Below are 11,445 nucleotides of genomic sequence, written 5' to 3'. Positions count from 1 at the left end.
AATTAAACCTGAATAAAACAACAACAAACAGGCTTCTCCATGCAACTCAATCATTACCTCAATTTTCAAGGTGAAACTGAAGCTGCCTTTAACTTCTATAAATCAGTTTTTGGTGGCGAATTTTCGAATCTTACCCGTTATGGTGAGCTACCTGCTGAAGAAGGTGTTACGCTCTCTGAAGCGGATAAAAATCTTATTTTGCATGTTTCACTCCCCATCAATGCGTTTACAGAACTGATGGCATCCGATACCAATGATCAATTCTGTGCGCAAAACAATACCGTTTTCACCAAAGGTAATAATCACTATATTTCGATCAATCTAAATACCGATGAACAAGCGGAAGCACAACGCTTGTTTGAGGCTTTATCTGTTAACGGACAAGTTGAAATGCCCTTGGAACAGACTTTTTGGGGTGCGCTGTACGGTGCTTTCACTGATCAGTTTGGAATTAAATGGATGGTGAATTGTCAGTTAGACGTCACGTGATATCCAATTACTTTAAATACCACGCATAAAAAAGCCGGAATTACTCCGGCTTTTTGATTTTTACAGCAACTTAATTCAGATTAAGCACCTGTTTGATAACGTGCTTGTGCAACTGCAGTAGATGCTTGGTACGGATTTTTAAAATCGTTTAAGCCCTCAGCAGCTTCCACAATATCTTTACCTTCTTTAACCACGAAAGTATCGAAGCCTGAACGTTTTAAATAGTTCAACACATCTTTAAAGATATCGCCAGTCGCGCGAAGTTCGCCTTGATAACCTTGACGACGCAACAATGCTGCAAATGAATAGCCACGGCCATCATTAAAGCCTGCAAACTCGATAAAGATTGCATCTAACTGGTCAAGCGGGAATTCATTGACTTCAGGAGAAGCATCAACCGTAATATACAAAGCTTTTTTACCTTGTACATTTGCCAATTGATCAAGCTGCTCTACCGTCAGAACCACGTCACCTTGCGGCAAAACCCCATCTTCATCCATCAATTGATAAGTGTTGTCTGCAATCGTGCCATCTTTAGAGAGCACTTGTAGCGCAGTATTAAGCATATGCACGCTCCTTAAAGGGTTGAATGCCAACACGACGGTAAGTATCGATAAACTCTTCACCATCTGCACGCAAATCGAGATAAGTATTCAAGATTTCTTCTACAACATCCGGTACACGATCCGCGGCAAATGATGGTCCTAAGATGTCACCAATTGAAGCATCATGATCGGCATTGCCACCTAAAGTAATTTGGTAGAATTCAGCGCCTTTTTTATCAACACCTAAAATACCGATATTACCGACATGGTGATGACCACAGGCATTCATACAACCAGAAATATTCAAGTCAAGATGACCGAGGTTATATACGGTATCCAAGTCATCGAAACGGCGAGAGATCGCTTCAGAAATAGGAATCGATTTTGCATTTGCCAATGAACAGAAATCACCGCCCGGGCAGCAGATAATATCGGTAATAAAACCAATATGCGCACGTGCCAAATTGTTTTGTTCAAGGATTTGCCACAATTCAAACAAATCTTTTTGTGGAACATCAACCAATGAAATATTTTGTTCATGTGTGGTACGAAGTTCACCGAAAGTATATTTGTCTGCAAGATCTGCAATCAAATTCATTTCTTCAACGCTCATATCACCCGGTGCAATACCGGCACGTTTCAGTGAAATCGTAACAATACGATAGCCTTTCACTTTATGTGCATTGGTATTGATGTTGAACCATTGTTTGAATTTTGGATGCGCTGCAAACTGTTCAGTGAAATCTTCATCTTCATAAGTTTGATAATCAAATGGAGTGAATTCTTCATCCAGCTTTTTCAGGATTTCAGGCTGAATCTTTAAAGTCTGAATAGTATGGGCAAATTCGGCTTCGACTTTTTCAGCAAATACAGCAGGCGTTAACGCTTTTACTAAAATTTTAATACGTGCTTTATATTTGTTATCACGGCGGCCGTGCAAGTTGTATACGCGAAGCACTGCTTCAAGATAAGCAATTAAATCTTCACGCGGCAAGAAGTCACGAATAAAGCTACCAATGACGGGTGTACGACCAAGACCGCCACCGACTTTAATTTTATAGCCGATCTCGCCTGCTTCATTTTTCACGATATATACACCGATATCATGGAATGAAACCGCTGCACGGTCTGTTTCAGCCAGAGCAGACACCGCAATTTTAAATTTACGCGGCAAGAAAGCAAATTCCGGGTGGAAGGTTGACCATTGACGAATCAATTCACAGGTTGGACGCGGGTCAGCAATTTCACCGGCAACCACCCCTGCATACTGGTCAGTTGTAGTGTTACGAATACAGTTACCCGATGTTTGAATGGCGTGCATTTGAACTGTTGCCAGTTCTGCCAACATGTCAGGTACATTTTCTAGTGCAGGCCAGTTAAACTGAATGTTTTGACGTGTTGATACATGTGCATAACCACGGTCATAGTCTTTAGCCAAATCCGAAATTTTACGGAGCTGGTTCGAATTCATCAGACCATACGGCACAGCAATACGTAACATTGGTGCATAACGTTGCACGTATAAACCATTTTGGAGACGTAGCGGACGGTATTCATCTTCCGTCAATTTACCCGCTAAATAACGTTCCGTTTGGTCACGGAACTGTGCAACACGTTCATTGATCAGTTGCTGATCGAAATCAGTATATAAATACATGGCGTACAGCTAGTAGGTTCATTATAACGGCTGACAGCATAACGAGATTTAACCTATCAACAAAATGCGTTTTTTACATATTTAATAGCGGTTTTATTGATAAGCATGTCTGGATTTCACTGATATAGCCACTTACAGCCGAATCCTGCCAGTTTCAACCAGATTTGATGTTGTTTTCAATTGCTTAGCATTATTTTTCATATAGAAAATAAATCTGCAAATCCCCCTGTAAATACTCCTATTTTTTATATGAGAAATTTAAATTTTTTAAAAATGATTAAATTGATCCAATAAAAAAGCCTGAAGAATTAGGCTTTTTTATTTTTAATACTTATTTCTTTTGATCAGGTAAAGTAATTACCATTTTCCTTCCCCGAGCCGCTGTCCAGCGAAGTTATAGATATTTTTTGATCGGGAAAACTTGATGGGACAACTTAACTGCTGCTCAGTCTGTTCTGAGTTTGTATTTAAAGGCACCAAGACTGTCCATTGTCGTTGCTTGGCAAGCTCCGAATCCAGCGCCTCATGCAAATGTAGTACAGGTTCAACACAAACGTCTTGCGCTGCGAAAACCGCCTGCCACTCAACAAAAGCTTTGGATTTTATTTTGTCTTGAATGGCTTGCTTAACCATTTGTCGATCTGACTCATCAAAAGAAGCACCTTTTTCTAAAAGGATTGGAAGTTGTAAAATGCTGGCCAAGCCAGACATAAATTGCGGTTCTAAACTCCCTACAGACAAGTAACGACCATCTTGGGTCTGATAATAATCATAAAAAGTTCCGCCATTTAAATGCCCTTGTTCAGCATATTGGCTAGTTTTTCCGGCAAGGGATGCTGACGCTGCCATATTATTTAAGGCCACCACACAATCGGTCATGGAAATATCAATATATTGACCCTGTCCGCTACGTTGCCGTTCAATTACCGCAGACAGAATTCCAATCACTGCGTGTAAAGAGCCTCCTGCAACATCTGCAATTTGAATACCCATGGGCGGTGGGCCACTGTCTTGTCGACCGCTATGTCCTGCAATTCCGGAAAGGGCGAGATAATTGATGTCATGACCGGCTTTATCTTTATAGAGTCCGGTTTGTCCATAACCGGTAATGGAACAATAAATCAGTCGCGGATTAATCTTGGCAAGACTTTGGTAATCCAAGCCCAGCCGTTGCATCACTCCGGGTCTAAACTGTTCAACCACAATGTCAAATTCAGAAATTTTCTGTTTAATGGCAGCAATATTTTCAGGATCTTTCAAGTCCAGCGCTATAGATTGTTTATTTCGATTCAAATAACTATGTGCAGTCGCTTGTCCATTGGCATAAGGTGGCAACAAACGGATTAAATCCGGACGTGTCGGCGATTCCACATGGATGACTTCTGCACCCATGTCAGCCAAATATAATGTGGCGAATGGTCCCGGCAAAAGCGTAGAAAAATCGAGAACTTTTAGTCCTTTTAAAGCAGCGTCCATGTTCTTTTTACTCATTTTATGTTGATTTTTTCCTCATATTAGAAATATAAATGCAACAAAACAATGTCATGTTCAGCCATTTACCTTGATTATTTCGGCAATTTAATATGTAGATAAGGTAAAATATATATTGTAAATTGCCACCCCAACATTTTTTAGCGTCATTTAGGTCAACCACAAGTGAATATAAAATTAGGTCAACTACCAGTGAATATAAAAGATAAAGAAACTGAAGACTTCAATATAAGTCGCGATACGATTAGTATCCACTTCGTGAATGCGGCTTTAACAGGCGTAAAACGTCTAGGTATGGACGTCGAAACTTTATTGTCACATGTAGGCATTGAACCCGACTTATTACGTCAACCTAAGGCACGTATTTCTCCTGAGCAATACACCCGATTTATTAAAATGTTATGGATGGTGACTCAAGACGAACATATGGGCTTTGACTTACAGCCACGTCGCTTGGGCACTTTTGCCATTATGTGTCAGTTGATAATTCACGCGAAAACGCTAGGAGATGCTTTAGATCTTTCTGCACAATTCTATAAACTGTTTGGTGATGAATGGTCAGTGACTATAGAGCGTGATAAACACGAAGCACGTCTAGTTCCTCATGTTCCCCAGAGCATGGATCCCGACCATTTCATTACTGAAAGTATGCTGATGATTTGGCATGGTCTGGCATCCTGGTTAATTGAACGCCGTATTCCATTGGAACGCGTGCATTTTGGCTATCCACGCCCTACCCAGGCCGATGAATACGATGCACTGTTCTTTGCACCGGTGATGCAGTTTGATGCTCCACGCACCGAAATTACGTTTGCAGCAGATTATCTGGATTTACCGCTTCGTCAAACTGAAGAAAATCTGGAAGAATTCTTAAAAGCTGCACCGGCTCAGTTACTGGTCAAATTCAAGAACACCAACTCTTTAACTTCGCGTATTCGTGAAGTCCTCAAAAGCCAGATTGGTGAAGAAATGCCAACCTTGAATGATGTCGCTTCTATGTTGTACTTGTCTCCACAGACTTTACGTCGTCGCTTGGCTGCTGAAGGTAAAAGCTATCAAGGGGTTAAAGATGCATTACGTCGTGATGCGGCCATTCACCTTTTACTCAACCCGGGCCTAACCTTGGAAGATGTAGCACAACAAGTTGGTTTCAGTGAAACCAGTACTTTCCACCGCGCATTCAAGAAATGGACCGGAGTCACCCCAGGACTGTATCGTCAGTTACACGGCTATCATTAATCATTTAATTGCATAACAGTTTCTCCGCCCAGACTCGATGTCTGGGCTTTTTTTATTGGCAAAAAAACTCATTTGATCTGATCCGTTCTCGTCATTGCACTTCAAAAATTAATCATTAAACTCAAAAAGTATAACAATTTAAAAGTCATAACAAAGGAACAGCTATGAGCGAGGCCTACATCATTGATGCCATTCGCACACCACGCGGAAAAGGAAAAAAAGACGGTTCGCTGTATCAGGTGAAACCGATCACATTACTCACCACCTTACTCAATGAACTGAAAGACCGTCACCAGCTCAACACCTCTAAAGTGGATGACATTGTGCTGGGCTGTGTGACCCCGATTGGTGACCAAGGCGCTGACATTGCCAAGACCGCTGCCATTGCTGCAGGTTGGGACAATGATGTCGCAGGTGTACAGATCAATCGTTTCTGTGCATCAGGACTAGAAGCGGTAAATATGGCAGCCATGAAAGTCCGTTCCGGTTGGGAAGATATCGTGGTGGCGGGTGGTGTGGAATCGATGTCACGTGTGCCAATGGGTTCAGATGGTGGCCCGTGGGCACTCGATCCGGAAACCAATATGGCCTGCGACTTTGTTCCGCAAGGCATTGGTGCTGACCTGATTGCTACCATTGACGGTTATACGCGTTTAGATGTCGACACATTCGCAGCAGAATCACAACGTAAGGCTACCGCTGCTCAAGCCGCCGGCTATTTCAATCAATCGATTGTGCCGGTCAAAGACAAAGCTGGGGTAACCATTTTAGCCCAAGATGAATTTATTAAACCGACCACAACTGCAGAAAGCTTGACCAAGCTCAATGCAAGTTTTGCCATGATGGGACAAATGGGCTTCGATGCGATCGCCCTGCAAAAATACCCAGAAGTCGGACAAATTAATCATGTGCACCATGCAGGAAATTCATCCGGCATTGTCGATGGTGCAGCGCTTGTTTTAATTGCTTCAGAAAAAGCAGTGAAAGAACAAGGGTTAAAACCGCGTGCCAAAGTTTTGGCTACTGCACTGGTCGGATCTGATCCAACCATCATGCTAACCGGTCCTGCCCCTGCGGCACGTAAGGCATTGGAAAAAGCAGGTTTAACAATAGATGACATTGACCTGTTTGAAGTCAATGAAGCCTTTGCAGCGGTGGTGATGCGCTTTATTACTGAACTTAAAGTAGATCCGGCTAAAGTCAACGTTAACGGCGGGGCAATTGCCATGGGTCATCCACTCGGGGCAACCGGGGCAATGATTCTGGGTACGCTGCTGGATGAACTGGAACGTCAAGGTAAAAAACGCGGTTTGGCCACTTTATGTGTCGGTGGCGGTATGGGCATCGCAACCATTATTGAATTGGTATAAGGAGAACAACAATGAGCGCAATTCAATATGAAAAAAATGCAGACAACATCGTCATTTTAACTTTAGATTCTCCAAATCAGTCTGCCAACACTATGAATGCAGATTTCCGTGTGGCACTGGAAGATATTGTTTTAAAACTGCAAGCAGATGCAGAAATTTCCGGGATTATTTTCCGTTCAGCGAAAAAAACCTTTTTTGCTGGGGGGGACTTGGATGAACTCATTGAGGCAGAGCCGGAGCATGCCACAGCATTTTTCAACATGATTGAAGAGATGAAAGCCAAACTGCGTTATATCGAAACACGTGGTGTTCCGGTGGTTGCAGCACTCAATGGTACGGCGCTGGGTGGCGGCTGGGAACTGGCTTTGTGCTGTCACCACCGTATTGCACTGAATGACCCGACAGCCAAATTTGGCTTACCAGAAGTGACTTTAGGTTTGCTTCCCGGCGGTGGCGGAATTGTGCGTATGGTGCGCCTGCTCGGTTTGCAAAATGCCTTTCCACTGTTGATGGAAGGCAAACAGTTTTCTGTCGATAAAGCCAAGGCTTTAGGTTTAATTCACGCTATTGTGGAAACTGAACAAGAACTTTTAGACCAGGCGCTTGCCTGGGTCAAAGCCAATCCAATCTCACAACAACCGTTTGATGTGAAAGGCTACAAAATTCCAGGTGGCGACCCCAAAAACCCTGCTGTTGCTCAAATGCTTGCCATTGCACCTGCCATGCTGCGTGACAAGACCAAAGGTTGCTATCCCGCTCCTGAAGCCATTATGGCAGCAGCCGTGGAAGGTGCGCAGGTAGATATAGATACCGCACTGACCATCGAATCGCGCTACTTTACTTATCTGGCGACCGGTCAGATTTCCAAAAATATGATAGGCACTTTTTGGCATGGTCTGAATGCGATTAAGTCAGGTGCAAGCCGGCCTAAAAATATTCCCAAATGGAAAGCCAGCAAAGTCGGTATTTTAGGTGCAGGAATGATGGGCGCAGGCATTGCTTATGCGACTGCATCGAAAGGCATACCAGTCGTTCTAAAAGATGTGTCATTAGAGGCGGCTGAAAAAGGCAAAGCCTACAGTCAAAAGCTACTGGACAAGAAAATTTCTCAAGGCCGTTTAACGGCTGAAAAACGTGATCAAGTTTTAAGTTTAATTACAGCAACCGCTTCAGCAGAAGACTTGCAAGGTTGTGACCTGATCATTGAAGCAGTGTTTGAAAATCCGCAACTGAAAGCCAAAGTCACTCAAGAAGCAGAACGCTATTTAATCGACGGTGGTGTGATGGCATCAAATACCTCTACCCTGCCCATTACCGAACTTGCCAAAGCTTCTAAAGACGACACCCACTTCGTTGGTCTGCACTTTTTCAGCCCTGTGGATAAGATGCAACTGGTGGAAATCATTAAAGGAAAAAATACCTCAGCTGAAACCTTAGCCAAGGCTTTTGATTTCGTGCAGCAAATGGGTAAAACCCCAATTGTGGTGAATGACAGTCGTGGTTTTTTCACCAGTCGTGTGTTTGGTACCTTTGTGCAAGAGGGTTTACGACTGCTTGCGGAAGGAGTTCATCCTGCCAAGATTGAAATGGCAGCACTTAAAGCCGGCATGCCTGTTGGGCCACTTGCGATTCAGGATGAAGTCTCTTTAACCTTGTCTGAACACGTGGCTGCAGAGACGCGCAAAGCCTTACACGCAGAAGGCAAAACCCTGCCACGTTCGGCTGCCGATGAGGTGATTGAAAGCATGATTCATCAATTCAACCGTAAAGGTAAAGCTGCGGGTGCGGGTTTCTATGAATATCCTGCAGCTGGCAAAAAGCACTTATGGGAAGGTTTAAGCCACTGGAAAAAAGACGTGGAGATATCCGAACAGGAAATGATTGACCGTTTTCTGTTTGTTCAAGCGCTGGATACTTTGCGCTGCTTTGAAGAAGGTGTGTTGGAGTCGGTTGTCGATGCCAATGTCGGTTCCATTTTCGGGATTGGTTTTGCCCCATGGACCGGTGGAGCCATACAGTATCTGAACCAGTATGGTCTGGAAAAAGCCTTCATCCGCGCCAATACGCTTAAAGCTAAATATGGTGAACGTTTTAAAGCGCCACAATTACTGAAAGATAAAGTACACACTGGCGAGAAAATTTCATAAAACCCCTTAAGTTATAAAGCATTAACGCCCTTTCTTTAGATTGAAGATAAGGGCGTTAATACATTGAAATGTTTTTTGCTCATTTAAAACACTTCCCTATCTTTTAAGCCTGAATATTTATAGCGATATAAACTTTGACTTCACTTAAACCGAAACCAGCTCCTTGAATTCATTTCACTCGCTTAGTTTAAATAAATAGTTGAATCAGTTATGAGTCGGATTTTCTTCTATTCTGTGTTATAAAGTTACATAGATTCTGATTTATTTTTATCCATTTTGGTATTTATTCATGACTGACAATTCTTCTCCCGAAAAATCCCCTTGGGGCTGGAAAGCGCTGATTATTGCGTGTATTTTAGGTGCTTTTTTCATGGGTTTTTTCTATCTTGCCGTAAGCAACGAACCAGATTACATGCCGAGCCAACAGCAAAAAAATACCCAGCAACATGCTTTTAAAAATGCACCAGCAATGTCTGAAGAAGCTTTAGCTGAGGCTAAAAATCAGAAAGAAGCTGCTGCAACAGTGACTGCTCAAGATCCTCAAATGTCGGCAGAAGAACATGCTGCAATGACAGAAGCGGAAAAATCAGTTCAGCATGGGCATTGATTCCAAGATTTCTGAAAATAAAAAAGCCACTTTTTAGTGGCTTTTTTATTTTCAACACGGAAATTTTAAATATCTAAGCGTAATTGAATAGCAATCGCATATTGATATGCGGAATACCGCAATCCAGATATTGCTCACCGTCCACTTTAAAACCCAGACCCGCATAAAACTGAATGGCATGTACTTGAGAAGACAACTTTAAAAATTCGCGCTGTTCCTGTTGGGCTTGCTGAATAATCTGTTGCATCAGCCATTTTCCAATGCCTACACCGCGATACGATTTCAGCACCGCCACGCGCCCGACGCTGTTATTTTGTAATAACCGCGCTGTGGCAATCGGCTGATCTTGATTGTAAATCACAAAGTGTAGCGACACTGCATCGTCAGCATCCCATTCATCTTCAGCAGCTATCTGCTGTTCCTGAACAAATACCTGCTCACGAATCAGTTTTGCATCATTTTGCAGCTCATCCCAACTGCCTGTACGTATGATAAATTGGCTCATCAAAAATCATCTTCCTAAAATAAAAGCAGCCTTGCGACCGCTTCATTCATTTTAAACTGGTTTTAAATTAACACTTGCAGCCAATATCCTGCTGATCCCACTGGTTGTTGAGCAACAATTCCAGCGAATGCTTGTGAATGCCATACATCTCTTTTAAGGCGTGAATCTGCTCCAATACTGCCTGATCCGGCGCTTGATAGTCTTTACGTTTGGTCGCCAAGATCATCTTGTTTTTACTGGTATGTTCCAAAGCCACAAATTCAAACACTTTGGTTTCATAGCCATAGGCTTTAAGCAATAAAGCACGAATGGTATCGGTCAGCATTTCTGCCTGCTGACCTAAATGAATGCCAAATTGCAACATCGGCTTTAGCACTTCCGGGCTTTTCAGCTGTGGACGCAATTCCTTGTGACAACACGGCGCGCACATAATCATTTGTGCATTTAAACGAATACCGCTGTGAATGGCAAAGTCGGTCGCCACATCACAGGCATGCAAAGCAATCATTACATCCAGATGTTCAGGTTGATAGGTTCGTACATCCCCTTGGAAAAAATCCAGTTGGCTAAATTGAGACTCTTCGGCAACCTGCTGACAGAACTCCACCATTTTGTCATTCAACTCAACACCGGTAACAAATGGGGTTTGATCCTGCTTTTCCAGATAATCGTATAAGGCAAAAGTCAAATAACCTTTACCCGAACCAAAATCGACCACACGCAAAGCATGCTCTTGTTGTGGAAGTTGATCTAAAGCACCCGAGAAGATTTCTACAAATTTATTAATCTGCTTCCATTTACGCGCCATGCTGGGAATAATTTGCGCTTTCGCGTCAGTAATGCCTAAAGGCTGTAGAAAATAACTGTTTTGATCAACATAGCGATATTTGCTGCGGTCATGCCCGTGCTGATTTTCTATATTCTGTGGCTTTAATGCAGATTTATTTTTACTCACCGTCAACATGGCTTTTTTCTTATTCTTTTTGAGTTGCAACTCTTCTTCAGTGCTAAACAGATTGGCTTGTTTACATTGGGCCAATAAATCCTGAACGAGTGGTTTGGCTTCCGCTAAAGGGTAGTTTTTGGTGACATCCTGAGTCTTATACCGATATAAACAACTTAAAACCAGCTGTCCTTGCAGTGAAATGACTCGCAAGGTCATTTTCTCCAGATTTTCAAGTTCACCTTTATACTGGCTAAGAATCATTCGATCAAAACTTTGTGTTTCAATGGCTTGCTGAAAAGCATCTAAGAATTGTTGTTCCTGAATAGAAGGAGAAGCCAATTGAGACATATACATAACCCGAGTAAATTAAGTGCTCAGTGTAAAACTTCTTACTTTAAAGGTAAAACTTCATTACTATACAAGTGTATTTTTAATTAAAGAAAATAAGC

10 protein-coding genes are annotated in these 11,445 nt (G+C 42.5%); 5 read left to right on the top strand and 5 right to left on the bottom strand.

Annotated features, from left to right (window positions below):
* The first annotated feature begins 39 nt into the window (after positions 1-39).
* Positions 40-489 carry a VOC family protein gene (locus tag AY606_RS03795; protein WP_067864996.1) on the top strand — a complete coding sequence of 150 codons (450 nt, stop codon included), beginning with the start codon at positions 40-42 and terminating at the stop codon, positions 487-489.
* 80 nt (positions 490-569) lie between these two features.
* On the opposite strand, the gene AY606_RS03790 is transcribed toward AY606_RS03795, so the two are convergent.
* The 3 genes from AY606_RS03790 to AY606_RS03780 form a co-directional block, all read right to left on the bottom strand.
* Positions 570-1,055, bottom strand: a complete 486-nt coding sequence (locus AY606_RS03790) for a DUF934 domain-containing protein (protein WP_067864994.1) — start codon at positions 1,053-1,055, stop codon at positions 570-572.
* Complete coding sequence (locus tag AY606_RS03785) at positions 1,048-2,691, bottom strand: nitrite/sulfite reductase (protein ID WP_067864987.1); 1,644 nt, start codon at positions 2,689-2,691, stop codon at positions 1,048-1,050. Before AY606_RS03785 ends, AY606_RS03790 begins: the two co-directional genes overlap by 8 nt.
* Positions 2,692-3,048: 357 nt before the next feature.
* Positions 3,049-4,167 (bottom strand): CaiB/BaiF CoA transferase family protein, encoded by a 1,119-nt coding sequence (locus tag AY606_RS03780; protein ID WP_067864985.1) that lies wholly within the window; start codon positions 4,165-4,167, stop codon positions 3,049-3,051.
* Between the two features lie 243 nt (positions 4,168-4,410).
* Here AY606_RS03780 and AY606_RS03775 point away from each other — a divergent pair, with 243 nt between their 5' ends.
* From AY606_RS03775 to AY606_RS03760, 4 genes are all read left to right on the top strand, one after another.
* Positions 4,411-5,421: an AraC family transcriptional regulator gene (locus AY606_RS03775; protein WP_067865120.1), complete on the top strand. Its 1,011-nt coding sequence runs from the start codon at positions 4,411-4,413 to the stop codon at positions 5,419-5,421.
* A 164-nt stretch (positions 5,422-5,585) separates the two neighbouring features.
* Positions 5,586-6,791: an acetyl-CoA C-acetyltransferase gene (locus AY606_RS03770; RefSeq protein WP_067864983.1), complete on the top strand. Its 1,206-nt coding sequence runs from the start codon at positions 5,586-5,588 to the stop codon at positions 6,789-6,791.
* 11 nt (positions 6,792-6,802) lie between these two features.
* Entirely contained in the window at positions 6,803-8,938 is a 2,136-nt protein-coding gene (locus tag AY606_RS03765) for a 3-hydroxyacyl-CoA dehydrogenase NAD-binding domain-containing protein (RefSeq protein ID WP_067864981.1), read from the top strand.
* Positions 8,939-9,227: 289 nt separating this feature from the next.
* Positions 9,228-9,545 (top strand): hypothetical protein, encoded by a 318-nt coding sequence (locus tag AY606_RS03760; protein WP_067864979.1) that lies wholly within the window; start codon positions 9,228-9,230, stop codon positions 9,543-9,545.
* Between the two features lie 73 nt (positions 9,546-9,618).
* Here the strand turns inward: AY606_RS03760 and AY606_RS03755 are convergent, their stop codons facing one another.
* Positions 9,619-10,050: a GNAT family N-acetyltransferase gene (locus AY606_RS03755; protein WP_067864969.1), complete on the bottom strand. Its 432-nt coding sequence runs from the start codon at positions 10,048-10,050 to the stop codon at positions 9,619-9,621.
* A gap of 67 nt (positions 10,051-10,117) precedes the next feature.
* A complete protein-coding gene (locus tag AY606_RS03750; protein ID WP_067864962.1) occupies positions 10,118-11,344 on the bottom strand; it encodes a class I SAM-dependent methyltransferase in 1,227 nt (408 codons plus the stop codon).
* Between the last annotated feature and the right edge of the window lie 101 nt (positions 11,345-11,445).

It is taken from the genome of Acinetobacter sp. SFB, assembly GCF_001647545.1.
Lineage (GTDB): Bacteria > Pseudomonadota > Gammaproteobacteria > Pseudomonadales > Moraxellaceae > Acinetobacter.
The sequence above is the reverse complement of the archived record's forward strand: the minus strand, read 5'-3'. Positions and strand labels throughout refer to the sequence as shown.

Bases quoted from the DNA above. Each gene is read 5' to 3' on its own strand.
- AY606_RS03795 (WP_067864996.1), top strand. From the start codon at position 40: ATGCAACTCAATCATTACCTCAATTTTCAAGGTGAAACTGAAGCTGCC.
- AY606_RS03790 (WP_067864994.1), bottom strand. From the start codon at position 1,055: ATGCTTAATACTGCGCTACAAGTGCTCTCTAAAGATGGCACGATTGCA.
- AY606_RS03785 (WP_067864987.1), bottom strand. From the start codon at position 2,691: ATGTATTTATATACTGATTTCGATCAGCAACTGATCAATGAACGTGTT.
- AY606_RS03780 (WP_067864985.1), bottom strand. From the start codon at position 4,167: ATGGACGCTGCTTTAAAAGGACTAAAAGTTCTCGATTTTTCTACGCTT.
- AY606_RS03770 (WP_067864983.1), top strand. From the start codon at position 5,586: ATGAGCGAGGCCTACATCATTGATGCCATTCGCACACCACGCGGAAAA.
- AY606_RS03765 (WP_067864981.1), top strand. From the start codon at position 6,803: ATGAGCGCAATTCAATATGAAAAAAATGCAGACAACATCGTCATTTTA.
- AY606_RS03760 (WP_067864979.1), top strand. From the start codon at position 9,228: ATGACTGACAATTCTTCTCCCGAAAAATCCCCTTGGGGCTGGAAAGCG.
- AY606_RS03755 (WP_067864969.1), bottom strand. From the start codon at position 10,050: ATGAGCCAATTTATCATACGTACAGGCAGTTGGGATGAGCTGCAAAAT.
- AY606_RS03750 (WP_067864962.1), bottom strand. From the start codon at position 11,344: ATGTCTCAATTGGCTTCTCCTTCTATTCAGGAACAACAATTCTTAGAT.